Origin of the sequence: Leifsonia aquatica H1aii (assembly GCF_000633535.1) — a bacterium.
Taxonomy (GTDB): domain Bacteria; phylum Actinomycetota; class Actinomycetes; order Actinomycetales; family Microbacteriaceae; genus Leifsonia; species Leifsonia aquatica_A.
Window position 1 is genome coordinate 85,587 of the sequence record NZ_AYMR01000005.1, and the last position, 25,792, is coordinate 111,378.

Below are 25,792 nucleotides of genomic sequence, written 5' to 3' on the forward strand. Positions count from 1 at the left end.
AGGATAGCGAGCGGATCCCCGTCACGGAGCGCAATGCCGCCGTGACGCGCGCGCCGGTCTCCCGTAGGGTCGGTGCGCCCGCCGGCGAAGCACGTCCGGCGCTGAAGGAGAGATGGATGAGCGACTACTTCGACCGCGAGGCCGACCGGACCTACACCCGGGTCTACAAGAACGAGACCCCCGACATCCTGAAGGCGTTCGCCGCCTTCGACGAGACGGTCTTCGCCTCGGAGGGCCGCGCCATCCCACTGAAGTTCCGGGAGCTCATCGCGGTCGCGGTGGGCATCACGACGCAGTGCGTGTACTGCATCGACACGCATTCGCAGCGGGCCGTCGCCGCCGGGGCGACCGAGCAGGAGCTGGCGGAGGCCGCCTGGGTCGCAACGGCCATCCGGGCGGGCGGTGGCTTCGCCCACGGCCGCCTGGCGTTCAAGTTCGGCGAGGCCGCCCACTCCCACTGACCTCACCCCTGGCATCCAGCTGTCGCGACGCGCCGTCCGCGCTCCGGACCAGGCGGCGTGTCGTGACCACTGGATGGTCGGGTGGGTTGAGGGGTCAGCGGGCGGAGAGGGGCGCGAAGAGGTTGACCAGGTTGCCCTCGGGGTCGGTGATCAGCAGCGACCGGTTGCCCCAGGGCATGTCGCTCGGCTCCAGCACGATCGGGACGCCGGCCGCGCGCAGTGCCGCGAACGCCGCATCCACGTCGTCAGGACCGTCGACGCGGAAGTCCAGGCAGACGGAGTGGTTGGCGCCGGCCCGCATCCCGCTGTCGCCCATCGCAGCCACGGTCTGCGTGCTCGCGATGGCGAGGGTGCCCGATGGCGTCCTCAGCTCCGCGAAGAGGGGGTGGATGCGCTCGGCGGCGACACCGGTCACCTGCTCGTAGAACGCGACCGTCCCGTCGACGTCATCGGTGAAGATGCGGGTCGCTGCGAGGTTCATGCGGGTCGGTCCTTTCATCGGGGAGCGCCGCCTCGGCGCCCGATCTCGACGCTAGGCCGCCTTGCGGTCAGCTCCCGGCCGCAATAGCGGTCGGGACGTGGATCAGACGGCCGCCGTCCGGATCCTGACCTCGCGCTCCATGCGCTTCTCGTGCCGCTGCCGCCCCTTCACGGCCTCGGCCTCGCGGCTCTTCGGCGGCGCGTTCGTCACCAGCTGGTCGAGCATCCGCCGGGTGGCCTGCGCGATCTCGTCGATCGCCTGGTCGAACGCCGGGGTGTTCGCGCGCGAGGGATGCGTCGACCCGCTGACCTTGCGGACGAACTGGAGGGCGGCCTCCCGCACCTCGTCGTCGGTCGTCGGCGGCTCGAAGTTGTGGAGGCAGCGGATGTTGCGGCACATGCGGCGACGATAGTCCCGATCGTCGCTCGGCGCAGCCCTCCCCGCGTCGGAATGCCGGCGGCCGGCTCAGGCCTTCGCGCGCAGGTTCTGCGCGATCGCGGCGAGCGACCCGTCGAGCGCTTCCTGCATGCCGGGGAACTCGGCCGTGGTGTGGATGCTGAGCTCCACGCCGTCGTCGGTCAGCCGCAGCGACCCGTGGTAGTCGTGCGGGCCCGGAGCGGACCACGTCACGGTGCGGGCGGCGTCGTCGACGTCGAACCGCGCCTGCGAGGTGACGGTCTCGTCCTCGCCGTCACGGTCGGCGTCGACGTGCGCCGTGGTCTCGACGGTGCCGTCGGGGAGTTCGTGCGCGTCGGTCATGCGCGGGAAGTAGGCGGGGAGGTTCTCCGGATCGGAGATGTAGTCGAAGTACTCGTCGGCGTCGCCGTCGAGTGCGCGGGTCGCGGTGTAGGTGGGCATGACGTGACGGTACGTCGCGGGTCGGCTCCGCGGGACCCATTGACGCGACGCGCTCACGGGTGTCGCGATGGGCTCGGAGCTGCCAGAGGGCGCTCAGCCTGGAAACGTGTTCGCGATCGTCGCCGATTGTCGGCGGTGAGACGGATGGCGCACTGCAGATACGCAGCAGCGATCGCCAGAGACACGACGGCACTCAGCCACACCGCACAGGCCGGTTGTCGTGCCGAGATCGACAAAGTGCTGATTGATTGGACGAAGAACCATCCTGACAGCGCGAAACCAGCCGGCGCATTGGCCGTCATCCGCCACCACGCGCGGGGCGCATCGGACTCGTTCTCGCCCCGAAACACTCGAGTGAGGACCAACACCACGAGCAGGACGATTGCGACGCTCGCGACGACACCCCACTCCAGCAGAGCGACGGTCCCGACAGCGATGCCGACGAGCATCGCCAGGGCGTACCCGATGATGATCAGTATCGCTTTGGTCGCACCGTTGCGTACTCGCATGGTCAGTTCACGACCACGTACTCGTAGTAGTTGCAGTACGTGAAACCGCAATTGTAGAACGTTGCTTTGACGCGCTTCTGTTGATAGTGGGCGCTGCTGACTGCGTCGCGAAGCCGTGCGCCTCCCGGACAAAGAAGCGTGGTCATGTAGTTGAGACCGGGGACCAGGTTACAAATCGCCCCCATCGTCTGGTAGGTGCTCCACATCCGCTCGACGTCCGCGCGTGAATACGTGTAGGTCGTGGTGATCACCGAAGGATCTGCGACAACAGGAAACGCCGCATCGGCGCTGAAGTCGACAACCTGCGTCAACGTATCGCCCGACACTTCGTAGTGCGTGGCGACCGCCGTTCCTCGCGAATCTCGTGCCCATGGCGCGGCGATCTCGACGACGAATGAGCCTTCAGCGTTCGCGGCGGTCACCGAGCCATCGGCATTCAGCGTCAGGGTCGTGCCTCCGGCTCGTTCGAACACGTAGTCGTACGAGTGCGGTGCCGAGGCCTCCTCGATGACGGTGTTGATCCGAACACCTCCGTCGTCGCCGATGACCGGCACCGTCGTCGAGCCGTTGCGATTGTCAAAGGCCACCACGCCGGGAATCTGGGACGTTGACGCTGCGCTGGCCTGCCCAGCGAACGGAAGAGAGATCCGAAGCTGGTCGCCGCCCTCACCGACTCGTACTCCGTCCTCCGCATTGACCGGCACGGTCAGTGCCACCCCATCCACTCGCGACTCCACAGCCGCGGTCGGCGACGAGGAGAACTCCGCCGCCCGGCTCAGCGTTTCCGGGGCAGCTTCTTGAACAGCCGCGACAGCGGCCGACGAGCCTGAAGCAGACGTATCGTCCGCTGCAAAAGCGGTGAGCATCCCGCTGACGGTGCCGGCCCCGATCACCAATGTCAGAGCCTTCACGTATCCACGCATAGTCATTCCCCCTGTTCGACATTGAACGGAATCGCGATGCGGCCAACTGCCCAAATTCATGGCCAGTCGAAGGCTACCTGCGACCCTCTGCCTCTAGTCCGCCCGACCGGTGCCCAAAGCGTAGGGGGCGCAGCCACCGGCAGCCAGCTCTCCTGCTTGGATTGCGTAGTCAGAGCCGAATAGTTCAGCCCTTGAGCTCTGCAACGTCAGTAGCCTGCTCTGTCGTCGTGGGTTGGAGGGTTCTCCCGTCGGAGGCGTAGCCGAAGCACTCGCCGTAGGCCCCGTCACATGAACGGTGGCCGGCTCCCGCACTGCGGGAGCCGGCCACCGGCGCGGGCGTGCGCGCTCAGCCGATGAGCTTCCAGGCGGCGTACTGCGCCGTCGGGCTCGGTGCGACACCGGAGGTGTACCACTGGGCCTGGTAGCTGCGGCCCTGGTAGACGACCTTCTCGCCGCCGTAGTAGATCGTCGCGGCGCTCCACGCGGGCAGGCCGCCCGGGGTGGTCGGGACGACGACCTCGCTCCACGGGCCGCCGATGCCGCCCGGGGTCTGGCCCCGGGTGTACCAGAGCGCCGTGAACGTGCGGCCCTGGTACACGACCTTCTCGCCGGCAGTGAAGGGGCGGGTCACCGTCCAGACGGCGGTGCCGTTGGCGGTCTTCGCGATCTCGGACCACGCGCCGGCCTTGTTCGCTCCCGGAGTCTCGCCCGAGGTGTACCAGAGCGCCTGGAACACGGACCCGTTGTAGCTCACCTGATCGCCGTTGACGTAGACCTTCTTCTTGTCCCAGGCGTCCGGACCCTTCGGCACACCTTGCTCGCCGAGGTGGAGGTCGCAGTCGATCCGGCCGCTGTACAGGGCGTGGCCCTCGGTGGCGCTGCCGGTGCCGGTGCCGTAGATGCCGTCATCGGACCAGACGACCTCCTTGGTTCCGCCGACGCACGTCGAGTTGGGCGCCAGCGCGAAGCCCTCGAGGTTGTCGACGGGCAGGCCGGCCGGCTTGCTGTAGACCACGTCCGGGACGATCGCGCCGGTGCTGCTGACCTTCAGCACGGTCGAGGCCACCCCGCAGGTGTTGTCGCACAGCGCCCAGATCCGCTGGGTGTCGGCGTCGAACGCGACGTCCATCACGTGGCCCATGCCGGTGTCGGCCACCGAGACCCGGTGGAAGGTCCCGTCGGAGTTCAGTGCGTAGGCGTAGAGCTTGCCGTCGTTCTCCAGGGCCGCGAAGTACAGGCCGGTGCCGTGCTTCGGATAGTTCGCCGGGATGTAGGTCTTCCCGGTCGACTGGTCGACGAAGCCGTTCGCCGTCAGGTAGCTGTCGGGCACGAACGTGACGCCCTCGAAGCCGAGGTTGGCCTCCGTCTTGTTGCCGGCGTGCAGCTCCGGGAACTCGGCCGTCAGGTCCCACTGCTGGGTCGCGACCAGCTGGGTGCCCGCCTGCGCGGGGTCGAAGCGCAGGATGGAGTTGAGCGGGATGGTGTTGGCCGCGTTGTTGCGCTCGGTGGTGACGTAGAGGGCGCCGTCCGGTCCGACGGTCATCCCCTCGGAGTCCGGCTGGTTGGTCGCAGTGTCGGTGCTGCCCGGGAAGAAGATCTGCTTGCCGGCGCCCCAGCCGTTGCTGGTGTCGGCGACCCAGAGGCCGTCCTGCTTCACCATCCGGAACACCCAGGATTTGTTCTTGACGCTGTAGAGCACGTTCGCGTTGCTCGGGTCGAAGACCAGCCCGCTGACGTCGCGGCCCTCGGGGCCGGTCGTGGTCGTCCAGGCGCACTGCTTGTCCGAGACGGCGACGTCGGCGCTGCCGGGCCACGCGGCGGGGCTCAGGGCGGTGGCGGGGAGGGTGCCGGTGCCGGACGGCGCCTCCGGCTGACACTTCAGGGTCGGGCCGCCCGGGGTGCCACCGTCGGCGGGGTTGGTGAGCGGGGTCTTGCAGGCGTCGGCGTTGGAGGCGCCGAAGCTCTTGTCCTTCACCGAGACGAAGGTGCCGGTGCCGTCCGGGCAGCGGGCGAAGGCGCCCGCGCCGAAGTTGTTGCCCTCGTCGGTGCCGGCCTCGCCTGCGGTGTAGTCGACCGAGTCGACGAGGGTTCCTGCGGTGCCGTTCGCGCCGTCCGGCAGGTACAGCTTGACGCTGTCGCCGCTGCTGCCCAGACCCTTGGTCGAGGAGAAGTAGACGTAGCCGTGCGCGGGGACGACCGTGGTCGCGGTGCCGTCGGCCCGCTTCGCCGAGAACGTGGTGGCGGCGCTCGCGGCGCCGCTGTCGATCTGCAGCCAACCGGCGATGCTCACGTCGGTGGAGCCGCTGTTGAACAGCTCGATCGCGTCGCCCACCGGGGTGGCGCCGTTGTCGGAGGAGACTTCGTTGATGTGGATGCCCGCCCACTCCGGGGTGGTGCCTCCACCGGTGGGGGCGAAGCGACTCGTGCCCGGAGAGCCGATGTCGCCGGTGGTCGACTTCCGGGACGCTTCGGCGTCGCCCACCGCGGAGAGCTGCCACTGCGACGCATCGTTGGCGCCGAGGGCCGCTGCCGTCTTCGGCACGCCCGCGACACCCTGGGTGCGCGGGCCCTTGACCGTGCCGGTGCCCTGGTCGTTGTAGGTGAGCCGATCGACCAGGTTCGCGACCGGGTCAGAGCCGTCGAAGAGGTTGATCTCGTCCGCGCGGCCGAGGTTCGTCGTGTTCCCCGCGAGGATCTTCACGTCGGCGCCGAGGCCCCACTCGCTGCGGAAAGTCGCGTCCGTCGACTCCGTGACGATCGCCGACTGCCCGACGGCGAGCGTGCCGAGGCCGTCCAGCGGCACGGTCCCGGGAGCCCGGCTGTCGTCGTCGAAGGACCAGCCCGCGAGGCTGACCGGCGCAGACCCGAGGTTGGTGATCTCGAAGTACTCGCCGGAGGAGTTCAGCGGGTTGTACATCCACTCGGTGATGCGGACGGAGGGGGCGTCCGCAGCGCTGGCCGCGGTCGGGAGCGCGATGGCGAGGACGCCGGCGGTCGCCGCCGCGGCGAGGGCCGCGACGGTGCGCGAGATGTGAAGTCTCATAACGACGGAAACTATCGATGCCGCCCGTACGAGGGGGGAAGCGACGGTGAACGGGAGGAGAACGCGCGGGGCGGGCCGGGGAGGGGTGCGGCGTCAGGCGGGGCAGCCGCAGCTGCACCGCACCACCAGCTCGCCGGGGAGGACCGTGTGCGTCGGCAGGCGCGAGGGGGTGGCGATCTGGGCGAGCAGCCCGTCGACCGCGGTGTGCGCGATCCGATCGACCGGCTGACGGTAGGAGGTGATCGACGGCACGGCGTAGGCGGTGGAGAGGGCGCCGTCGAATGAGGCGACGGCGAGGTCCCCCGGCACCCGCACGCCGAGATCCGCGCACGCCCGGAACGCACCGGAGGCCTGGATGTCGGACGACACGAACAGGGCCGTGGGCGGCTCGCCGCCGGCCCGCTCGAGCAGCTCGCGCATCGCCGCGTATCCGCCGTCCTCGGTGAAGTCCGCCCGGGCGAGCAGGGCGTCGGGGTCGGAGGCGACCGGAGTGACGAGCTCGCGCCATGCGAGCACGCGCTCGTCGGCCGACTCGGTGCCGACGCGTCCGCCGATGCAGGCGACCGCGGTGTGGCCGTGCTGGAAGAGATGCTCGACGGCCGCAGTGACCCCGGCACGGTTGTCGACCGCGACCGAGGAGACGGGCAGGCGGTCGGGGACGCGGTCGAGGACCATGACGGGCGTATTCACCTCCGCGAGCCGGGTGAGGGTCTGCAGGGAGTGCGAGGAGATCACCATGATGCCGTCGACGCGGCGGTCGACGAAGGTCTCGATGTAGCGGGTCTCGCGCGCCGGGTCGTCGGCGCTGATGCCGACGGCCAGTGTGTTGCCCGTCGCGAAGAGCGCCTCTTCGATGGCGGTGGCCAGCTCGCCGAAGAAGCGGTTCACCGCCGAAGGCAGCAGCAGGCCGATGGTCCGCGTGGACGCGCCGCGCAGAGCCTGGGCGATGGAGTTGGGCCGGTAGTCGAGCTCCTGGATGGCCCGCTCGATTCGGGCGCGCGCCTCGGCCGAGACCGGGCGCGGCCCGTCGTTGAGCACATAGCTGACCAGTGCAGGCGACACGTTCGCCATCCTCGCCACATCCGCTCGCGTCGCCGCCATGCCCCCGCCCTTCGCCCGCGTCACCGTTGATGCAACGATAACGCCTATCAACACGTGTTGCATCCTTCCGCGCCATCCGCTACGTTTGCCTCGTCAACTCGTGTTGAATGAAGGAGTTCAGATGACAAAGACGCCGTCGACGGTTGGCACTGCCGCATGAGCCGCCCCATCGTCCTCGATTGCGATCCGGGGCATGACGACGCGGTCGCGCTGTTCATGGCCCTCGCCTCGCCCGAGGTGGATCTGCGGCTGATCACGACTTGCGCGGGCAACCAGCGCCCCGACAAGACGTTCGCCAACGCACGCAAGCTGCTCGCCCTGGCTGGACGCGAGGAGGTGCCCGTCGCACAGGGCGCGCCGAAGCCGATCCGGCGCGAGCTCATCATCGCCGACTACGTGCACGGCGAATCCGGGCTCGACGGAGCCCAGCTCCCGGAGCCCACGGTCGCCGCGGGGACCGAGCATGCGCTCGATGCGCTCACCCGGCTGCTCCGCGAGAGCGACCAGCCGGTCACGATCGTGGCCACCGGCCCACTCACGAACGTCGCGATCCTCCTCCTGGCCCACCCCGAGCTCAGCGACCGGATCGCCGGCATCTCCCTGATGGGCGGCGCCTGCTTCGGCGGCAACTACACGCCGAACGCCGAGTTCAACATCTACGTGGATCCGGAGGCGGCCGACATCGTCTTCTCCTCCGGCGTCGAGATCGCGATGTTCGGGCTGGACGTGACCCACAAGGCCCAGATCTTCCAGGAGGAGATCGACGCGATCACCGCGCTCGGCACGCGCACCGGAGAGGTCTTCGGCGGCCTCCTGGAGTTCTACGGCCGCAGCAACACCCTGCCCTTCCTCGCCCCCGAGGGCCATGTCGAGGGACTGCACATGCACGATCCCTGCGCCATGGCGTACCTCATCGATCCGTCGTTGTTCACGATGGTGCCGGCGAGGGTCGATGTCGTCACGGCCGACGGCCCCGCCCTGGGAGCCACGGTCGTCGACTACAACCGCACCACCGGGAAGAGCCCCAACGCACTGGTCGGGTTCGACGTCGAACGCGAACGGTTCGTGCAGCTCATCCACTCCTCGCTGGCGACCTTCGCCTGAGCGCACCCCTCTCACCCCCACTCGAAAGGCCCACCATCATGTCCAAGTTCGCCGACGCGGTGAAGCGCGACTTCTCGCTCATCGCACTGCTCCTCATCCCGGTCTGCGTCGCGATCAACATCGTCGGGTTCCAGTTCTGCCAGCTGCTGCGCCTGCCGATCTTCCTCGACTCGATCGGGACGATCCTCGCCGGCGCCGTCGCCGGGCCGTGGATCGGCGCCATCACCGGGCTGCTGACGAACGCCATCAACGGCATCTTCAACCCGGTCTACTTCCCCTACGCGCTTACCTCCATCGCGGTCGGCATCGCGGCAGGACTGCTGGCTCGCAAGGGGATGTTCACCAAGGTCTGGAAGGTGATCGTGTCCGGGCTGGTCATCACCCTGGTGTCGACCATCTGCTCCGGCTTCATCACGGCCATCGTCTTCGGCGGCGCGACCGGCGGCACCGGCTCCATCATCACCGCCACCCTGCTCGCGGCCGGCAACAACATCTTCACGAGCGTGTTCTCGGTGCAGATCTTCCAGGAGATCGCCGACAAACTGATCTCGGTCTTCGTGGTCTACATCGTCATCAAGGGGATGCCGTCGCGCTACCTGACGAAGGTCAAGTACGGCGCCCAGTACATCCGGGCGCCGAAGAAGCGGGCGCGGGCCACCGCGCCGGTCGCGTGAGCATGGGGGCCGCGATCAGGGGCCTGTACCCCGGGACCAAGTTCATCGCCGCGCTGTTCCTCGGCGCCAGCGCGTTCGTCGTGCCGACCTATTGGTACGGCTACGCCGCCTTCGTCCTCTGCATCGTGCTCGGCTTCGTCACCGGCGAGGGCGTCGGATACGTGAAGACGATCCGCAACACGCTGCTGGTGCTCGTGATCTTCATGTTCGCGATCCGGGTGCTGTTCAGCGGCGGGAGCCACGTCTACTGGGCGTGGGGCAACCTCAGCGTGACGCAGGAGAGCCTCGACGCCGCGCTCACGATCGTCGCGGGCGTGCTGGCTCTCGGCTCCGCGCTGCTGCTGTTCTTCCGGATCACACCGGTGAAGGACATCACGGCCGCGCTCGAGAACGCGGGGTTGCCGCCGTCGGGCACCTACGTCGTGCTCTCCGCGATCCAGATGATCCCCGAGATGCGCAAGCAGTCCGGCACGATCATGGACGCGCAGAAGACGCGCGGCGTGGAGACGGAGGGGAAGCTGATGACCCGCGTCAAAGCCTTCATCCCCACCCTCGGCCCGCTCGTGCTCTCCTCCATCGCGAGCACCGAGGAGCGCGTCATCACCCTCGAGTCGCGCGCCTTCACCGCGCGGGTGCCCAAGACCCGCCTGTACACCGTGACGAAGCGACGGGTGGATGTCGTCATCCAGGTCGTCCTGATCGCCGTCTTCGTCCTCCTCCTCGCCGGAAGGATCGCCCTGTGGCTGCTGTAGAACTCCACGACGTCACGTTCACCTATGCGACCGCGGAGACCCCGGCGGTCTCCGGGGTGTCCCTCGCGGTCGAGCCGGGCGAGCTCTGCGCGCTCGTCGGACCGAACGGCGCGGGCAAGACCACGATCTGCAACATCGTGCGCGGGTTCATCCCGAAGTTCCACACCGGCGAGCTCGCGGGATCGGTCCGCATCCTCGGCGAGGACGCGGCCGACAGCGATCTCGGCCTGCTGGGGCTGTCGATCGGCTTCGTCTTCCAGAACCCGTTCGTGCAGATCAGCGGCGCCAAGGACACCGTGTTCGAGGAGGTCGCCTTCGGTCTCGAGAACCTGGGCGTCGAGGTCGGCGAGATCCGCCGACGGGTGGAGGAGACGCTCCGGCTGATCAGCATCGAGCACCTGCGCGACAAGAACCCCGTCGAGCTCTCGGGCGGGCAGAAGCAGCGCGTCGCCTTCGCATCGACCCTCGCCATGGACCCGCCGATCTTCGTGATCGACGAGCCGACGTCCCAGCTCGACCCGCAGGGCACCGAGGAGATCTTCCGGATCATCGGTCTGCTCAAGGAGCGCGGCAAGACGATCATCCTGGTCGAGCACAAGATGGAGCTGGTGGCCGAGCACGCCGATCGGGTCGTGGTGCTCGACGGCGGTCGCGTGGTGATGTCGGGCACGCCGTCGGCGGTGTTCTCGTCGCCGGAGCTCGCCCGCCACCGCGTCGCCTACCCGCAGTACGCGGGCGCCGGCCTGGCTCTGCGCGACGCCGGGGTGCCGGTCGGGCGCATCCCGGTGACCCGGCGGCAGGCCCTCGACGAGTTCAGGCCGTTGCGCCCCCAGACGGAAGGAGCGGTGGCATGAGCGACCTCATCCGGTTCGACGACGTCAGCTTCGCCTACCCCAACGGCCATGTGGCGATCGAGAACGTCTCGCTCGCCATCGGCGCCGGGGAGGCGGTCGCCATCGTCGGGCAGAATGGCGCGGGCAAGACCTCGACCGCCAAGCTGATGAACGGGCTGTTCCGGCCGACCACCGGCACCGTGACCGTCGGCGGGGAATCGACGGCGACGCGCACCACCGCCCAGGTGGCGAGGACGGTCGGGTACGTCTTCCAGAACCCGGACGACCAGATCTTCCACAACGACGTCTACAGCGAGATCGAGTTCGGCCCCAAGACGCTGGGCTTCACCGGGGACGACCTCGAGAAGCGCGTGTACGACGCGGCGGAGCTGGCGGGCATCGGCGAACTCCTCGACGAGAACCCGTACAACCTGCCGTTCTCGACGCGGAAGTTCGTCGCGATCGCCTCGACGCTCGCGATGGGCTGCGAGGCCTACATCCTCGACGAGCCCACCGCCGGGCAGGACCTCGCCGGGATGGAGACGATCGGGCGGATCGTCGCCTCCCTCCGTGAGCAGGGGCGGGCCATCGTCACCATCACGCACGACATGCAGTTCGTGGTCGACAACTTCGAGCGCGTCGTGGTCATGGCCAACAAGAGGGTGGTCGCCGACGCGGGCAAGCGCGAGATCTTCTGGAACCACGCGGTGCTCGACGAGGCCATGCTCAAGCAGCCGTACCTCTCGGAGCTGGCGCACGACCTGGGCGTGCGCGGCGACGTGCTGGAACTGTCCGAGTTCGTGCGCGCATTCGGCCGGTCGGAGGCGGTGACCGGTGCCTGACGCGCCTGTCGTCGTCGTCGCGAGCCTCAATGTCGACCTCACCGCCGTGGCCGCGCGCATCCCGGGTGTGGGGGAGACGATCATCGGCTCGGCGTTCGCGACCTCCCGAGGAGGCAAGGGAGGGAACCAGGCCGTCTCCCTCGCCCGGCTCGGCGTCCCGACCGTGCCGATCGCGTGCGTCGGCGACGACGACGCCGGTCAGGCGTATCGGGACGCTCTGGCCGAAGAGGGGATGCCGACCGTGCACGTCCGCACGGTGACCGGGGAACCGACGGGGACCGCGCTCATCACGGTGAGCGACGCGGGGGAGAACAACATCGTGGTCGTTCCCGGTGCGAATGCCCGGCTGACCGCCGCCGACGCCGACGCGGCTGCGGGCACCCTTGCGGCGGCGCGCGTCGTGCTCGGCCAGCTGGAGGTGCCCGTGGCCGCGACCGCCCGCGCGTTCGCGATCGGACGGCGCTCCGGTGCGATCACCGTCCTCAACCCGGCACCGGCCGGGCCGGACATCGCGGCACTGCTCCGCGACACGGACGTCCTCGTTCCGAACGAGGTCGAGTTCGCCCAGCTCGTCGGGTGCGACGGATCGGACGACGCCGCCCTCCGGCGCGCCTGCGCCTCCCTCTTCGCACACGGCATCCGCTGGATGGTCGTCACGCTCGGCGAGCGCGGCCTCGCCCTCGTCGGCCCGGACTCCCTCACCCGGATGCCGGCGCTGCCGGTCCAGGCGGTCGACACCACCGCGGCCGGCGACTCGTTCGTGGCCGGTCTCGTGAGCGTGCTGGCCGAGCGTGGCGATCTCGAACGCGAGACGCTGCTGCGCGCCTGCGAACGCGGGACCCGCGTCGCGGCGCGCACCGTCCAGCGGCGAGGCGCCCAGCCGTCGCTGCCCTGGGCGGCCGAGCTGGAGGACGACCTGTCCGCGTCCCCCACCGAGCGGGTGGTCCTCCAGCGCTGAGGCCGGCGGCACCCGAGAATCGCGGGTGCCGCCGCCGCCCGCACGGCGGTAGCCTTCGAGCGTGGCGGACGGCGAGACGGAACGACGCGGCCGCGCGACGGGCGCACGCGTCGCCGACTGGCTGCGTCGTCACGACCCCGGTCTCAACGCGCTGCGCCGAGCCGGGCGGGCGGCGATCGTCATGCCCTTGCTGTTCCTCCTGGGCGGCCGCGTGCTCGGGAGCCCGGATGTCGCCCTGTTCGCGGCGTTCGGCACCTTCGCGATGCTCCTGTTCGTCGACTTCGGCGGCCCCTTACGCGAACGGGTGCAGGCGCAGGTCGCGCTCGCCGTGGTCGGCGCGGTGCTCGTCTGCCTCGGGACGCTCGCGTCGGACCCGGCCTGGTGGTCGGCGGTCGCGATGGCGGTGGTCGGGCTCGCGGTGCTCTTCGCCGGGTCGGTGAGTTCCGTCACGGCGTCGGCCGGCACGTCGCTGCTGCTGGCGTTCATCCTGCCGGTGATGCTGCCGGGCGGCATCGCGGTCCTGGGGCCGCGCCTGCTCGGCTGGGGGATCGCCGCGGTGGTGAGCATCGTGGCGATCACCGTGCTGTGGCCGGCGCCGACCCGGGAGCCGCTGCGCGGCCCGGCCGTGGAAGCGTGCCGTGCGCTCGCGGCCCGGCTGCGCGCCGAGACGGCCTTCCTGCGCGGCGGTGCGGAGCTCGACCTCGCGGGCGAGCGCGACCGCACCCGGGCCGTCGCAGACGACGCCGTGGCCACCGTGCACCGGGCCTTCCTCGCGACGCCGTACCGACCGACGGGGTTGAGCACGCCGGCGCGCACCATCGTGCGGCTGGTGGACGAGCTCGCCTGGCTGAACGCGGTCATCGCCCAGTTCGATCGACTGGGCCGGATGCCGTCGACGGCCCCCGAACCGGTGCACGAGGCCGCCTGGGCCGTGAAGAACGCCGCCGCGGACGTGCTCGACGAGAGCGCGGTCGCGCTCGCCGAGCACGGCGGCGACCCGGCCGCCCTGGACGACGCGCTCCACCGGCTCGCCGTGGCCCGCGCCGCCGTGGAGTCGGCGATGCTCGCGCAGCCGCCCTCCTCTCGTGCACCCGCTCGGGCAGCGGCTCCCTCGGCCGTCGGGGCCGTGCCGCCGGACGGTGCGCCGAACGGGGCCTCCGATCCGGGCGGCTGGATGATCACGGCGCTCGACCCGGGCTTCCGGGCGCAGGAGCTCGCCTACGCCGTCGCCACCGTCGGCGGCACCATCGCCCTCACCGCTCGAGCCGAGCGGCGGACATGGTGGCAGCGGATGCTCGGCCGGCAGCCCGGTGACCTGCCCGGCCCGCTCGCCGCCGCCGCGGAGCGGGCGAGCGGTTTCGTCGGCTGGAACTCGGTGTGGCTCCGCAACAGCATCCGCGGGGCGATCGGGCTCGGACTCGCGGTGCTGCTGGCGAAGCTCACCGGCGTCGAGCACTCGTTCTGGGTCGTGCTCGGAACGCTCTCCGTCCTCCGCTCGAACGCGCTGAGCACCGGGCAGACGGCGGTCCGGGGCGTGCTCGGGACGGTCGTCGGCGTCATCGTCGGCGCCGCCGCGCTGTTTCTGATCGGCGGCAACCCCGTCGTCCTCTGGATCGTGCTGCCCGTCGCAGTCCTGGTGGCGGGCGTCGCCCCGGCGACCATCTCGTTCCTGGCCGGGCAGGCGGCGTTCACCATCGTGATCGTCCTGCTGTTCAACATCATCGCGCCGACCGGGTGGAGCGTCGGGCTGTCCCGCATCGAGGATGTCGCGCTCGGGTGCGGGGTCAGCCTCGTCGTCGGCGTGCTGTTCTGGCCGCGCGGTGCCTCGGCGGCCCTGCGCAGCGCGCTCGCCGACGCCTATCGTGAGGGGATGCGCTATCTGCGCGCCGTGGTCGACTCCGCGATCGGGGCGCAGGAGGCTCCGGCCGGTGCGGCGGACGCACGCAGCCGGTCGGTGCGAGCGGCGGCGGCGTCCCGTCGCCTCGACGACGCCTTCCGCACCTACCTCGCCGAGCGCGGCACCAAGCGTCGTCCGCTCGCCGAGGTGTCGGCGTCCGTCAGCGGGGTGGCCGGCGTGCGCCTGGCGGGCGACGCCATCCGCGAGCTCTGGGACGGCCAGGAGATCGCGGGACGGGGCACCGCCGAGGCCGCCCGGATGCTCGACGCGACGATCGTGCGCCTCGAACGCTGGTACGACGGACTCGCCGCACAGCTGGCCGCGCGCGAGCCGCTCCCGCGTCCGGCGCCGAAGGATCCGTCGGCTCCGACGCGACTCGCGGTCGCGGTCGCGGACGATCTCGAGTCCGGCGGCCCCGACGCCCGGGGCACGGCCGTGCGGGTCATCTGGACCGCGGACTACCTGGAGGTCGTCCGCCGGCTGCAGGCCGCCATCGTGCCGCGGGCGCAGGCGCCGACGTGGACGCGGACGCCGACGCAGACGCGGGAGTCGAGGGACGGTGCCTGACGGACGGATCGCCCTGGTTCCGCGTGCATGTCAGTGACAGACTGTCGATGCACCTCTCATCGGATCGACAGCCCGTACAACAAGCGCGTTCGACCCGCGGCCTAGCATCGCGGTGACCTATCGAGGAGTGATACCCATGAGCAGCATCGAACGTGACGTCGTCATCATCGGAGCTGGGGCGTCCGGCCTGACCGCCGCGACCGACCTGAAGAAGGCGGGCCTGACCGTCGCCGTGCTCGAAGCGCGCGACCGGGTCGGCGGCCGGCTGTGGACAGACGACATCGACGGGGCGACCCTCGAGATCGGTGGACAGTGGGTCTCGCCGGACCAGGACGCCCTCATCGACACGCTGGCCGAGCTCGGACTCGAGACCTACGAGCGGTACCGCGAGGGTATCAACGTCTACCTCGGCGAGGGAGGCGAGCGGCGCACGTTCGAAGGCGAGATCTTCCCGGTCGCCCCGACCACCGAGCGCGAGATCGTGAGCCTCATCGACCGGCTCGACGCCCTCGTCTCCGAGATCGACCCCGACCGGCCGTGGGACCACCCGCAGGCGAAGGAGCTCGACGAGATCTCGTTCCGCCGCTGGCTGGAGACCCAGACGGAGGATGAGGAGGCTCGGCGCAACATCGGCATGTTCATCGCGGGCGCCATGCTGACGAAGCCCGCCCACGCGTTCTCCGCCCTGCAGGCGCTGTTGATGGCCGCCAGCGCGGGCAGCTTCTCCCACCTGGTCGATGCCGACTTCATCCTGGACAAGCGCGTCAAGGGCGGCCTGCAGCAGGTGCCGCTGCTGCTCGCCGAGCGTCTGGGCGACGACGTCTTCCTGAACGCGCCCGTGCGCACGCTGCGGTGGAGCGACGAGGGCGTCGTCGCGATCGCCGACGGCGTGGAGGTGCGCGCGCGTCGCGTCATCCTCGCCGTCCCGCCGGTGCTGATCAGCCGCATCTCGTACGAGCCGCCGCTCCCGCGCCGCCAGCAGCAGATGCACCAGCACCTGTCGATGGGCTTCGTCATCAAGGTGCACGCCGTCTACGAGACGCCCTTCTGGCGTGAGGACGGCCTCTCCGGCACCGCGTTCAGCCCCTATGAGCTCGTGCACGAGGCCTACGACAACAGCTACCACGGCGACCCGCGCGGCACGCTCGTCGGCTTCGTCTCCGACGAGGCGGCCGACGACGTCTTCCGCCAGTCCCCGGAGGAGCGCAAGGCGCGCATCCTGGAGTCGCTGTCGCACTACTACGGCGAGAAAGCGCTCAGCCCGGTCGTCTACTACGAGAGCGACTGGGGCAGCGAGGAGTGGACGCGCGGCGCCTACGCCGCCAGCTTCGACATGGGCGGCCTCGCCCGCTACGGCTCCGATCTGCGCGCTCCGGTCGGCCCCGTGCACTTCTCGTGCAGCGACATGGCCGGCCGCGGCTACCAGCACGTGGACGGCGCGATCCGCGTCGGCCGCGAGACCGCCGCGGCGATCATCGCCTCCCTCACCACCGCAGGAGCCGCTTCGGCCTCCTGAGCTCAGACCGCGTGCGGCCCGTCGTGGATGGTCGCACGCCCCCTCCGCCACCGGCCCCCAGAGCCGTGCGGAGACGCGGAGCGGGCCGGCATCGTGGAGCCGGCCCGTTCTGTGTTGCGCGGGCCGAGACGCGGCTACGCCGTGGTGTGCGTCCCGACCAGCTCCTGCACCGCCTTCTCGACCGCCGCGAACTCGTCCTGCTTGCGCGCCACGAGCTCGAGAGCGTCGAGGCCGACGGTGAGGAGGTCCTCCGTCAGCGCGCCCGGGTCGGCGAACTTGTGGCTGGCGTCGCCGGTGAGGCCGCCCTCGAGGGCGAGCCGGCCGACCAGGCCGAGCTTGAGCACCTTCGTGCCCTTCGCGAAGCTGACCTTGTCGAAGTCGACCCAGACGATGTTCGGCCGCGTCGTCGACTCGAACGCGTAGCGCTTGTTGGTGAGGTCGAGCACCACCTGCCAGATCGTCTGCGACGCGTCCGGCTTGCCAGGCTCCGGAGTGCGGAACGGCTGGGCGGCGTTGCGGATGATGCTGAACATGGCCGCCATCGCATCGATCTGCGTCTTCGGCTGCACCTGGTGCGCGATGTAGTACGAGGCCCGCGCGAACCGGTCGCTCGCCAGCGTCGATCCCGGGAGCGGCGTGTCGCCGCCGAGCCCCGCGACCTGCTGCACGAGTTCGAGCTGCTTGTCGAACGTGGGGGAGTTCGTCATGACCTGGTAGTCGCGGCTGTGGTAGACCGTCGGCGTGCCGTCGGTGTACTCGATGATCGCCGAGTCGCCGGTGGCGTCGTTGATGGCGAGGTGCAGCGTCGGCACGATGTGACCGGTGGGATCGAAGAGCTGTGCGATCGCGACCTGGGAGGTGTTCGTCCACTCGACGGCCTCGGCGACGGTCGCGAAGTTGTCGAGGTAGTACTGCAGCCAGACGGCCTGGCTCAGCTGCACGGCGCCGGCGGCGGGCGTGCCGTAGTCCGACTCCGCGAGCCACAGGATGTGACCGGCGAAGCCCTCTTCGTTCATCCCGTCGGTCGCGATCAGGTCGAAGGCGGTCGCGACGACGCTGCCGTACTTCGCCGTCCAGGTGAGGGCGCCGTCCACTCCGTCCGTGCGCTGGATGCCGCGCGGCAGCTTCCAGAGGTTCGTCAGGAGGTCCAGGTGGAAATCCATGTTCCGCCCGACGATCACCGATCCGTTGGCGTCCGGCCAGACCACTCGTGTGCACATCGATCGCGTCCGTTCTCTCGTTCCGCCCCGGCGACTCGGGGCCGGGCACTCCCCATCCTGCTGGTGGCGGGCCCGGGACCGAATAGGGAGAATTCTGCGGCCCTCGCGTCGCGTCCGCTTGTGGGAACCGGGTGATCCCGGGCTTCCTGCGCATCCCGCATCCAGGCTTCTAGGATCTGGAGTGCATTGTGCAGATGTGAAATTATAAACTCTACACCGGGACAAAGGTGTCCGATGTGGGAGGAAAGACGCGATGAAGAACGTATTCAAGCGATCGATCGCGACCGTGGGCTCTGTGTTGGCGACCGCCGTACTGGTCATCTCGGCGGCGGTCCCGGCCCAGGCACGCTCGGATGTCGATCTCGACGGGATTCGATCCCGGTTGTCAGATGCCGGAGTGGACGCTGCAACACAAGATCGACTCGTGGCCAAGCTTCTCGCAGGAGGGACGTGGGATTCTGTCAGCGGAGCACAGCCGGTGACCGAGACCACGGTCATCACCGGCGATCGAGAGATCACCACACGCGTGTACGCCGACGGGTCTCCGATCGTGTCCTCCATCGAGATTCCACGGGCAGGAGTCGACGATCGAGCGGGCCGCACGGTCTCGGGTTGCCGAGAGGCGTCAGGTGCAGGCAACTTCCCGTTCTACGACTGTCGGGTCCAGACGAACACCGCCCTCTACACGATCACGTTTCTCTCCGACGGCCGGAGGAGTTCCATCGGTCAGGCTCAGGTCTCGAACTACAGGCAGATCGGTTACTGGACGGGCGCCGCGACCGTGAACTCGACCGGCTTCAACCTCGTGCGGCGTGACCAGAGTGGTTCCTCTCCGGCTCACGTTCAAGGCACGCTCTACGTGACGTTCCTTCTCGGCAGCGGTTCGGGTGTCTACAACCTCTCGTTCTACGTGAGGGACATGTCCCGCTGGGATTCGACACCGTGATGGATATCATCCACGGCCTCGTCATCGTCGGGGTGATTGGCGGAATCGCCGGCGTTTTCGTCGCAGGCCTGGTCGTCATCGTCCTCCTCATCCGCCGTGCGTCGCGGCGACAGCCGCGGGGGTGACGACCCACACACACAGAACGGGCCGGCCCGAAGGAGCCGGCCCGTTCCGGGAAGGGACCTCGCTGGTCGCCCGGGGCTACTTCGTCGCGTGCTCCAGCTCGCTGAAGTCGTCGACGCCGGCTTCGGCCGCCTCGCGTCGGCGGGCGCGCAGCGACGGCGCGGCCAGCGCGGCGATGATCGCGATGGCCCCGACGCCCGCCGAGACCCAGAACCCGATCGTGAAGGCGTCGTCGGTGGGGGCGCCCTGGGGTGTGACGTTGGAGGAGATCACCGCCGCGATGACGGCCGTGCCGATGCTGCTGCCGACGGTGCGGATGACGGTGTTGGCGCTGATCGCCTCACCGGTCTGGGCGGCCGGGACGCTCTCCACGATCGCGTTGGAGATCGCCGCGAGCGCCATCCCGATGCCGAGGCCCGTGAGGATGCCGGAGACGATGATCTGCCACTCCGCGCTGTGCCCGAGCGCCGGGATGAGGAAGGCGACGGCCACGGCGACACCGCCGATGATCATGGGGATCTTCGGGCCGATCTTGCGGATCAGGACACCGGCGACGACACCCGCGATGACCATCGCGACGACGGTCGGGAGCAGGTAGAGGCCGGAGTCGCTCACGGACTTGCCGAACCCGTAGCCGAGCACGGTGGGCAGCTGGAGCAGGGTGGGAACCAGGATGAACGTGCCGAACATCGCGAAGCCGAACGCCAGGGCGACGATGTGCGAGGTCCAGACGCCGCGGTGGCGGAAGAGGCGCATGTCGATCAGCGGCTCCTTGACCCGCAGCTCGACGAAGACGAACACGATCAGAGCGATGCCGCCGAGGATGAGCAGGCCGATGGTCTTGCCGTCGCCCCAGCCCCACTTCTCGCCCTCGCTGATGGCCAGGAGGACGGCCACGAGGCCGATCGAGAGGATGATGGTCCCGATCCAGTCGAGTCGGCCCGGCGTCCGCACCGGGGACTCCGGGATGCCGAAGATCGCGCCGAGCAGGGCGATGACGACGAGGACGGCCGGGAACCAGAACAGCCAGTGCCACGACAGCGCGTCCACGATCGGGCCGGCCGCCACGATGCCGACGCCCGCGCCGATGCCGAAGATGGCGGAGAGCAGGCCGATCGTCACGCTGACGCGGTCCTTCGGCAGTTCGTCGCGCACGATGCCGATCGACAGCGGCATGACGGCGCCGGCGGCCCCCTGCAGGATGCGTCCGACGATGAGCACGCCGAGGTTCGGGGCGAGCGCCGCCAGCACCGTCCCCGCGAGCAGGAGCACGAGCACGACGATGATGACCTTGCGCTTGCCGACCATGTCGCCCAGTCGCCCGAGGATCGGCGTCAGCACCGCGGCGGAGAGCAGGTAGGCCGTCAGGACCCAGCTCGCGTCGGTCGTCGCGACGCCCAGGTCCTTTCCGATCGTGCCCAGGGCGGGCGCGACGAGCGACTGGAGCACCGCGAACGAGAGTCCGCCGAGCGAGAGGAACAGGATGATCGCGGTTCCGCGCGACCGCTTCGCTCGCGAAGACGGCACCGAGCCCGTTGCGGTGCTCGGAAGGGTGTCGGACATGGAACTCCTCGATATGTAAACAGATGCTGACTTACCGAGTATGCGCGGTGTATATCGCTATGTCAACATCTGTATACATCGACTGGAACGGGATAGGTTGGCCGTGGAGGAAGAGACATGATGGACCACGCACCGGCCGTTCCCGGCACCGTCGCCGACGAGATCCCGGAGGAGCTCGACGGACAGCCCCGCCCGTCCCGCGACGCGACCGCGACGCGGAGCGCACTGGTGCGGGCGGCGCGTCGCCGGTTCGCCACCGACGGCTACCGGGCGACGACGGTACGCCAGATCGCGGCGGACGCCGGGGTGAACGTCGCATTGATCAACCGCTACTTCGAGTCGAAGGAGGGGCTGTTCGAGGCGTGCATGCGACGGACGTCGAGCGAACTGGATGCGGCCACCCCGACGCCGGCACCGGGGGTCGACATCGCGCGCCTCATCGCGCACGTCGTCAACACCCCCGACGGCGACGACCCGCTGCAGCTGCTCCTGCTGCTGCGCTCCTCCGGGGACGAGAACGCCGACCGGATCCGGCGGAAGACCCTCGAGCACTTCACCGAGGGCCTGGCGGCGAAGGCGGGGTGGCGGCCCGACGATCCGGCCAGCGCACCCGTCCTCCTGCGCGCCCAGCTCGCGATCGCGACGATGCTGGGCGTAGTGATGCTGCGCACCTCCGCCGCCGTCGAACCGGTCGCCTCCGCCGGGATGGCCGAGCTGGAGGGCCCGCTCGGCCAGATCTTCGAGATCCTGCTGGCCGAGGGCGGCGAGCAGCGAGGGAGCTGATCCGGCGCTGCGGGTGCGTTTCTACTCCAGCGCGCGGATGCTCCACGACGCGGTCGCGGACCCGCCCGGCTGCAGCACGACGAGGTCGGTGCCGGAGTTGAAGGCGTCCGGCGGGCAGGTCATCGGCTCGACGGCGAGGCCGATGCGGTCGAGGGCCGGGTCGGGCTGGTCGGCGGTGTGGATCTGCACCCACGGGCAGGCCTCGTCCCACACCATCTCGACCCCCGAGCCGTCGGCGGCGCGCAGGGCGACGGTCGCGATGCCGTCGGCGCCGCGGCTCAGGCCGGTGAACGCGTGGTCGATGAACGTGTCGCCGATGCGGCGCGGGGTGCGGAAGTCGAAGGCGCCACCCTCTGCTGTAGCGACGGGGGCCAGCTCCGACGGGATGAGGCGCACGTCGTCCACCAGCAGGACCTCCTCGGCGGGGAGGCTGAGCGTCCAGTCGTCCACCCGGCCGTCGCCGGCGACGAGGTACGGGTGGGGTGCGGTGCCCCAGGGTGCGGCGGTCGGCCCGGTGTTGGTGGCGGTGACGGCCGTGTGCAGGCCGCCCTCGTCGAGGCTGAACGCGACCGAGATCTCCACGCGGTGCGGGTAGCCGGCCTGCGCCTCGATCGTGGCGGAGAAGGTGACGCTGCTGCCGGAGCGGTCGACGGCGACGAAGTCGAGCCAGGCGGCGAGGCCGTGCAGCGCGTGACCGCGCCCCGGCTCGGTGAGGGCGAGCTGCTGCTCGACCCCGGCGAAGGTGTACCGGCCGTCGACCACCCGGTTCGGCCACGGGGCGAGGGTGGCGCCGCGGAAGGCGGGGCGCACCTCGTCGGCGGCGTACGGGACCACCAGGGCGCGGCCCTTGTGCTCCAGGGTGCGCAGCGAGGCGCCGACGGAGGCGATGGTGGCGTGGTAGTCCCCGGCGCTCAAGCCGAAGTGGGTGCCGGAGATCGGAGTGGTCATCCGCCCATTGTGGCGGTGCCGGGTGACCGGACACAAAACCGGACGGCGGGGCAACATCCCGGAAACGTGCGGAAATCTCGGGGTAACGCCCGCCCGCTAGCGTCGGCGCATGGGAGATCTGTTCGGCGAGTACGGCGCGCAGGCGGCGCGGCGCCGGCGCGGACGCGCTGCGCCGTTCGACGAGATGTTCGGCGACGCCCGCACCGCGCACGGCTCCGCGACCCGGCCGGCCTACCGCGAACTGTTCGCCGCGCTGGCGGCCCTCACCCAGGAGGAGCTGCGAGGGCGCACGGACGCGCTCGCCAGCTCGTATCTGGCGCAGGGGGTCACGTTCGACTTCGCCGGCGAGGAGCGGCCGTTCCCGCTCGACGCGGTCCCGCGGGTGATCGAGCAGCCCGAGTGGGCGCACATCGAGGCCGGTGTGGGCCAGCGGGTCCGCGCACTGGAGGCGTTCCTGAGCGACGTGTACGGAGCCCAGAACGCGGTGCGCGACGGCGTCATCCCGGCCGGGCTCATCACGTCGTCCGCGCACTTCCACCGGGCGGCGGCGGGGGTGGAGAGCGCCAATGGCGTGCGCATCCAGGTTTCCGGGATCGACCTCATCCGCGACGAGCGCGGCGACTGGCGGGTGCTCGAGGACAACGTGCGCGTGCCGAGCGGCGTCAGCTACGTCATCTCGAACCGGCGGGTGATGGCGCAGACGCTGCCCGAGCTGTTCACCTCCATGCGGGTGCGGCCGGTCGGCGACTACCCCTACCGTCTGCTGCAGGCGCTGAAGGCGAGCGCGCCGGGCGGGATGGAGAACCCCAACGTCGTCGTCCTGACACCGGGCGTGCACAACTCCGCCTACTTCGAGCACACGCTCCTCGCCCGTCTGATGGGCGTCGAGCTGGTCGAGGGGCGCGACCTGTACTGCTCGGCCGGCCGGGTGTGGATGCGCACCACGAGCGGGCCGCAGCGGGTCGACGTGATCTACCGGCGGATCGACGACGACTTCATCGACCCCCTGCAGTTCCGCGTCGACTCGGTGCTGGGCACGCCCGGCCTGATGCTCGCCGCGCGGCTGGGCAACGTGACCATCGCGAACGCGGTCGGCAACGGCGTCGCCGACGACAAGCTGGTCTACACGTACGTGCCCGAGCTGATCCGCTACTACCTGGCCGAGGAGCCCATCCTCCCGAACGTGGACACGTGGCGGCTGGAGGAGCCGGAGGCGCTCGCCGAGGTGCTCGACCGCCTCGACGAGCTCGTGGTGAAGCCCGTCGACGGCTCGGGCGGCAAGGGCCTCGTGATCGGGCCCGACGCCTCCCGCCGCGAACTCGCCGACCTGCGCGCACGCCTCCTGGCCGACCCGCGCGGCTGGATCGCGCAGCCCGTGGTGCAGCTGTCGACCATCCCGACGCTCGTGGAGGACGGCATGCGCCCCCGTCACGTCGACCTGCGGCCCTTCGCGGTGAACGACGGACGGGACGTCTGGGTGCTGCCGGGCGGGCTCACCCGGGTGGCGCTCGCCGAGGGGCAGCTCGTCGTCAACAGCAGTCAAGGCGGCGGGTCGAAGGACACCTGGGTCGTCGGGACGGCCGGCGCGGCGGTCGAGGCGGAGGGCGGCCACGAGCCGCGCGTTGTCGCCGAGCCGCGCGCGATCGCCGGGCTCGTCGCCGATCAGGCCGCAGCGCAGGCCACCCTCCCCGCCGCGCACGCCCCGGACCAGCATGCCCCGGATCGCCGAGCACCCGATCACTCCGAGGAGGACGCCCCGCGCGCCGACCAGCAGCAACAGCAGCAGCAGACGCGCGCCGACCGGCAGGAGGCCCCCGCATGCTGAGCCGCATCGCCTCGTCGCTGTTCTGGATCGGCCGCTACATCGAGCGCAGCGACGGCACCGCCCGCATCCTCGATGTGCACCTGCAACTGCTCCTCGAGGACCCGTGGATCGACGAGGACACCGCCTGCCGCTCGCTGCTCGGGGTGATGGGCAGCAGCGCCCCGGAGGGTGTGCTGGTGCGGGAGGACGTGCTGCGCATCCTCGCCGTCGACCGCGGTGCCCCCGCCTCCATCGTCTACTCGCTCGCCGCCGCCCGCGAGAACGCCCGCCGCGCCCGGGAGATCGTCTCGACCGAGCTGTGGGAGTGCCTCAACACGACGGCGGCGCGCATGCCGCGGCGGGTCACCAGCGACAAGGTGCACGAGTTCTTCACCTGGGTCCGCGATCGCACGGCGCTCGCCGTGGGGATCATGGAGTCGGGGGCCAGCCGCGACGAGGCGTGGCACTTCTTCACCCTGGGCCGCAGCCTGGAGCGGGCGGACATGACCGCGCGGCTGCTCGCCACCCGGTCGCTCACCGAGGCCAGCGGCCCCAGCTGGACGACCATCCTGCGCTCGTGCGGCGCCTACGAGGCGTACCTGCGGACGTACCGCGGTGTCCCGTCGGCGCGCAACGCGGCCGAGTTCCTGCTGCACGACCGCCTCTTCCCGCGCTCGATCCTGTACTCGGTCACCCGTGGGGTGGACAGCCTGCGCGACATCGAGCCGCGCACCGAGCGCGCCGGGGTCTCCGACCGGGCGGTGCGGCTGCTCGGGCAGGTGCAGAGCGAGCTGGAGTTCCGGTCGGTCGCCGACGTGCTCGACGACCTGCCCTCGTACATGTCCGCGATCCAGGACGCGACCAGTGCGGCGACCGCCGCCGTCACCCAGCGCTACTTCCCGGAGCACGCGGCGCCCAGCTGGATCGGAGAGAAGGTATGAAGCGCCTCCGGGTCACGCACTCGACCGGCTACCGCTACGACGGCGAGGTGACCGCGTCGTACAACGAGGCGCGCATGCTGCCGCTCTCGGGGGAGCGGCAGCTGGTGCTGCACGCCTCCCTCGACGTGCAGCCGGTGTCGTCGCACCACCAGTACACCGACTACTGGGGCACCCGCGTGCTGGCGTTCGACGTGCTCGACCCGCACCGCGAGCTCACGATCACCGCGAGCAGCCTGGTGGAGGTGCTGGAGGCGCCGCACCCCGCGGCCGGGCTCGGCTGGGCGGAACTGGCGGAGGCGGTGCAGCGGTCGGGGGAGTGTGTGCAGCAGCTCAGGCAGACCCGGCTGACCACGCCTCCGGAGTCCCTCGCCGTGCGTGCCGCAGAGGTGGCGGCCTCGGCGGCCGACCCGTGCGCGGCGGCCCGCGCCATCGTCGCCGCCGTCGGCGAGGGGATGGAGTACGTCCCCGGTGTGACCGGCGTGCGCACGACCGCTGCAGAGGCGTGGGACTCGCGGAGCGGTGTCTGCCAGGACATCGCGCACGTCGCCATCGGCGCGCTCCGGTCGGCGGGCATCCCGGCGCGCTACGTGTCGGGCTATCTGCACCCGAAGGCGGAGGCGGCGATCGGGGAGACCGTCACGGGTGAGTCGCACGCGTGGGTCGAATGGTTCTGCGGCGGCTGGCACGGCTTCGACCCGACGAACGGCATCGACATCGGCGACCGCCACGTGCGCGTCGGCCACGGCCGCGACTACACCGACGTCACCCCGCTGCGCGGCGTCTTCGCCGGCAGCAGCGGCTCGGAGCTGTTCGTGTCGGTGTCGATCACCCGGGAGGCGTGACCCGGCTGCCTCCTCCACCCCCTCGAAGTTCACGTCGTTGTGCTCATTCGGGCGGAATGAGCGCAACCACGTGAACTTCGGCGGACGCGTGGGCCGCGCAGGC

General features: G+C 70.2%; 24 protein-coding genes. 14 read left to right on the top strand and 10 right to left on the bottom strand.

The features are described from left to right. Positions 1–116: 116 nt before the first annotated feature. Complete coding sequence (locus tag U870_RS0103670) at positions 117–461, top strand: carboxymuconolactone decarboxylase family protein (protein WP_025156060.1); 345 nt, start codon at positions 117–119, stop codon at positions 459–461. Between the two features lie 94 nt (positions 462–555). On the opposite strand, the gene U870_RS0103675 is transcribed toward U870_RS0103670, so the two are convergent. The 7 genes from U870_RS0103675 to U870_RS0103700 all read right to left on the bottom strand — a co-directional run bounded on the left by U870_RS0103675 (position 556) and on the right by U870_RS0103700 (position 7,439). Beyond that, positions 556–942 carry a VOC family protein gene (locus U870_RS0103675; protein ID WP_025156061.1) on the bottom strand — a complete coding sequence of 129 codons (387 nt, stop codon included), beginning with the start codon at positions 940–942 and terminating at the stop codon, positions 556–558. Between the two features lie 102 nt (positions 943–1,044). Beyond that, entirely contained in the window at positions 1,045–1,341 is a 297-nt protein-coding gene (locus U870_RS0103680) for a DUF2277 domain-containing protein (RefSeq protein ID WP_025156062.1), read from the bottom strand. Between the two features lie 66 nt (positions 1,342–1,407). Continuing rightward, entirely contained in the window at positions 1,408–1,800 is a 393-nt protein-coding gene (locus U870_RS0103685; protein WP_025156063.1) for an SRPBCC family protein, read from the bottom strand. Between the two features lie 53 nt (positions 1,801–1,853). Further along, entirely contained in the window at positions 1,854–2,309 is a 456-nt protein-coding gene (locus U870_RS24235; RefSeq protein WP_162819075.1) for a hypothetical protein, read from the bottom strand. 2 nt (positions 2,310–2,311) lie between these two features. Continuing rightward, positions 2,312–3,220 carry a hypothetical protein gene (locus U870_RS23005; protein WP_162819076.1) on the bottom strand — a complete coding sequence of 303 codons (909 nt, stop codon included), beginning with the start codon at positions 3,218–3,220 and terminating at the stop codon, positions 2,312–2,314. A gap of 358 nt (positions 3,221–3,578) precedes the next feature. Beyond that, entirely contained in the window at positions 3,579–6,275 is a 2,697-nt protein-coding gene (locus U870_RS23520; protein WP_081815160.1) for a lamin tail domain-containing protein, read from the bottom strand. 93 nt (positions 6,276–6,368) lie between these two features. Continuing rightward, a complete protein-coding gene (locus U870_RS0103700) occupies positions 6,369–7,439 on the bottom strand; it encodes a substrate-binding domain-containing protein (RefSeq protein WP_081815161.1) in 1,071 nt (356 codons plus the stop codon). 93 nt (positions 7,440–7,532) lie between these two features. Here U870_RS0103700 and U870_RS0103705 point away from each other — a divergent pair, with 93 nt between their 5' ends. The 8 genes from U870_RS0103705 to U870_RS0103740 all read left to right on the top strand — a co-directional run bounded on the left by U870_RS0103705 (position 7,533) and on the right by U870_RS0103740 (position 16,519). After that, positions 7,533–8,480, top strand: coding sequence for a nucleoside hydrolase (locus U870_RS0103705; RefSeq protein ID WP_025156067.1), 948 nt, complete (start codon positions 7,533–7,535; stop codon positions 8,478–8,480). Positions 8,481–8,518: 38 nt separating this feature from the next. Next, positions 8,519–9,154 carry an ECF transporter S component gene (locus U870_RS0103710; protein ID WP_029947136.1) on the top strand — a complete coding sequence of 212 codons (636 nt, stop codon included), beginning with the start codon at positions 8,519–8,521 and terminating at the stop codon, positions 9,152–9,154. 2 nt (positions 9,155–9,156) lie between these two features. Continuing rightward, positions 9,157–9,906 (top strand): energy-coupling factor transporter transmembrane component T, encoded by a 750-nt coding sequence (locus tag U870_RS0103715; RefSeq protein WP_025156068.1) that lies wholly within the window; start codon positions 9,157–9,159, stop codon positions 9,904–9,906. Next, the gene (locus tag U870_RS0103720; RefSeq protein WP_025156069.1) at positions 9,894–10,760 is read left to right on the top strand and encodes an energy-coupling factor ABC transporter ATP-binding protein; all 867 of its coding nucleotides are present in this window, start codon (positions 9,894–9,896) and stop codon (positions 10,758–10,760) included. The genes U870_RS0103715 and U870_RS0103720 overlap by 13 nt, the downstream gene beginning before the upstream one ends. Beyond that, positions 10,757–11,581, top strand: a complete 825-nt coding sequence (locus tag U870_RS0103725; RefSeq protein WP_025156070.1) for an energy-coupling factor ABC transporter ATP-binding protein — start codon at positions 10,757–10,759, stop codon at positions 11,579–11,581. Before U870_RS0103720 ends, U870_RS0103725 begins: the two co-directional genes overlap by 4 nt. Beyond that, positions 11,574–12,539 (top strand): ribokinase, encoded by a 966-nt coding sequence (locus U870_RS0103730; protein WP_025156071.1) that lies wholly within the window; start codon positions 11,574–11,576, stop codon positions 12,537–12,539. The genes U870_RS0103725 and U870_RS0103730 overlap by 8 nt, the downstream gene beginning before the upstream one ends. Positions 12,540–12,600: 61 nt before the next feature. Further along, entirely contained in the window at positions 12,601–15,003 is a 2,403-nt protein-coding gene (locus U870_RS0103735) for an FUSC family protein (RefSeq protein ID WP_025156072.1), read from the top strand. A 136-nt stretch (positions 15,004–15,139) separates the two neighbouring features. Then, a complete protein-coding gene (locus U870_RS0103740; protein WP_025156073.1) occupies positions 15,140–16,519 on the top strand; it encodes a flavin monoamine oxidase family protein in 1,380 nt (459 codons plus the stop codon). Between the two features lie 134 nt (positions 16,520–16,653). Here U870_RS0103740 and U870_RS0103745 read toward each other — a convergent pair whose 3' ends face one another. After that, complete coding sequence (locus tag U870_RS0103745; protein ID WP_345817660.1) at positions 16,654–18,060, bottom strand: linear amide C-N hydrolase; 1,407 nt, start codon at positions 18,058–18,060, stop codon at positions 16,654–16,656. Here U870_RS0103745 and U870_RS24595 point away from each other — a divergent pair. Beyond that, complete coding sequence (locus U870_RS24595; protein ID WP_205288718.1) at positions 18,035–18,685, top strand: hypothetical protein; 651 nt, start codon at positions 18,035–18,037, stop codon at positions 18,683–18,685. The genes U870_RS0103745 and U870_RS24595 overlap by 26 nt on opposite strands. A 201-nt stretch (positions 18,686–18,886) precedes the next feature. Here U870_RS24595 and U870_RS0103760 read toward each other — a convergent pair whose 3' ends face one another. Continuing rightward, positions 18,887–20,371 carry an MFS transporter gene (locus U870_RS0103760; RefSeq protein WP_025156076.1) on the bottom strand — a complete coding sequence of 495 codons (1,485 nt, stop codon included), beginning with the start codon at positions 20,369–20,371 and terminating at the stop codon, positions 18,887–18,889. 117 nt (positions 20,372–20,488) lie between these two features. Here U870_RS0103760 and U870_RS25025 point away from each other — a divergent pair, with 117 nt between their 5' ends. After that, positions 20,489–21,154, top strand: coding sequence for a TetR/AcrR family transcriptional regulator (locus tag U870_RS25025; RefSeq protein ID WP_025156077.1), 666 nt, complete (start codon positions 20,489–20,491; stop codon positions 21,152–21,154). A 21-nt stretch (positions 21,155–21,175) separates the two neighbouring features. Here the strand turns inward: U870_RS25025 and U870_RS0103770 are convergent, their stop codons facing one another. Beyond that, entirely contained in the window at positions 21,176–22,102 is a 927-nt protein-coding gene (locus U870_RS0103770; RefSeq protein ID WP_025156078.1) for an aldose 1-epimerase family protein, read from the bottom strand. Between the two features lie 109 nt (positions 22,103–22,211). Here U870_RS0103770 and U870_RS0103775 point away from each other — a divergent pair, with 109 nt between their 5' ends. Genes U870_RS0103775 through U870_RS0103785 form a run of 3 tightly spaced genes read left to right on the top strand, consistent with a single transcriptional unit; the run spans position 22,212 to position 25,689 of the window. Beyond that, positions 22,212–23,927 carry a circularly permuted type 2 ATP-grasp protein gene (locus U870_RS0103775; RefSeq protein WP_025156079.1) on the top strand — a complete coding sequence of 572 codons (1,716 nt, stop codon included), beginning with the start codon at positions 22,212–22,214 and terminating at the stop codon, positions 23,925–23,927. Beyond that, entirely contained in the window at positions 23,921–24,847 is a 927-nt protein-coding gene (locus U870_RS0103780; RefSeq protein ID WP_025156080.1) for an alpha-E domain-containing protein, read from the top strand. The genes U870_RS0103775 and U870_RS0103780 overlap by 7 nt, the downstream gene beginning before the upstream one ends. Next, positions 24,844–25,689, top strand: a complete 846-nt coding sequence (locus U870_RS0103785; RefSeq protein WP_025156081.1) for a transglutaminase family protein — start codon at positions 24,844–24,846, stop codon at positions 25,687–25,689. The genes U870_RS0103780 and U870_RS0103785 overlap by 4 nt, the downstream gene beginning before the upstream one ends. The last annotated feature ends 103 nt before the right edge of the window (positions 25,690–25,792 follow it).

Excerpts from the sequence above, each read along its gene's own strand:
- U870_RS0103685 (WP_025156063.1), bottom strand. The coding sequence starts at position 1,800 with ATGCCCACCTACACCGCGACCCGCGCACTCGACGGCGACGCCGACGAG.
- U870_RS0103770 (WP_025156078.1), bottom strand. The coding sequence starts at position 22,102 with ATGACCACTCCGATCTCCGGCACCCACTTCGGCTTGAGCGCCGGGGAC.
- U870_RS23520 (WP_081815160.1), bottom strand. The coding sequence starts at position 6,275 with ATGAGACTTCACATCTCGCGCACCGTCGCGGCCCTCGCCGCGGCGGCG.
- U870_RS0103740 (WP_025156073.1), top strand. The coding sequence starts at position 15,140 with ATGAGCAGCATCGAACGTGACGTCGTCATCATCGGAGCTGGGGCGTCC.
- U870_RS25025 (WP_025156077.1), top strand. The coding sequence starts at position 20,489 with ATGATGGACCACGCACCGGCCGTTCCCGGCACCGTCGCCGACGAGATC.
- U870_RS0103700 (WP_081815161.1), bottom strand. The coding sequence starts at position 7,439 with ATGCAACACGTGTTGATAGGCGTTATCGTTGCATCAACGGTGACGCGG.
- U870_RS0103780 (WP_025156080.1), top strand. The coding sequence starts at position 23,921 with ATGCTGAGCCGCATCGCCTCGTCGCTGTTCTGGATCGGCCGCTACATC.
- U870_RS0103715 (WP_025156068.1), top strand. The coding sequence starts at position 9,157 with ATGGGGGCCGCGATCAGGGGCCTGTACCCCGGGACCAAGTTCATCGCC.
- U870_RS24235 (WP_162819075.1), bottom strand. The coding sequence starts at position 2,309 with ATGCGAGTACGCAACGGTGCGACCAAAGCGATACTGATCATCATCGGG.
- U870_RS0103705 (WP_025156067.1), top strand. The coding sequence starts at position 7,533 with ATGAGCCGCCCCATCGTCCTCGATTGCGATCCGGGGCATGACGACGCG.
- U870_RS0103745 (WP_345817660.1), bottom strand. The coding sequence starts at position 18,060 with ATGACCAGTACGGCGGTCGCCAACACAGAGCCCACGGTCGCGATCGAT.
- U870_RS0103725 (WP_025156070.1), top strand. The coding sequence starts at position 10,757 with ATGAGCGACCTCATCCGGTTCGACGACGTCAGCTTCGCCTACCCCAAC.
- U870_RS0103680 (WP_025156062.1), bottom strand. The coding sequence starts at position 1,341 with ATGTGCCGCAACATCCGCTGCCTCCACAACTTCGAGCCGCCGACGACC.
- U870_RS0103670 (WP_025156060.1), top strand. The coding sequence starts at position 117 with ATGAGCGACTACTTCGACCGCGAGGCCGACCGGACCTACACCCGGGTC.
- U870_RS0103760 (WP_025156076.1), bottom strand. The coding sequence starts at position 20,371 with ATGTCCGACACCCTTCCGAGCACCGCAACGGGCTCGGTGCCGTCTTCG.
- U870_RS0103675 (WP_025156061.1), bottom strand. The coding sequence starts at position 942 with ATGAACCTCGCAGCGACCCGCATCTTCACCGATGACGTCGACGGGACG.
- U870_RS0103785 (WP_025156081.1), top strand. The coding sequence starts at position 24,844 with ATGAAGCGCCTCCGGGTCACGCACTCGACCGGCTACCGCTACGACGGC.
- U870_RS0103710 (WP_029947136.1), top strand. The coding sequence starts at position 8,519 with ATGTCCAAGTTCGCCGACGCGGTGAAGCGCGACTTCTCGCTCATCGCA.
- U870_RS0103775 (WP_025156079.1), top strand. The coding sequence starts at position 22,212 with ATGGGAGATCTGTTCGGCGAGTACGGCGCGCAGGCGGCGCGGCGCCGG.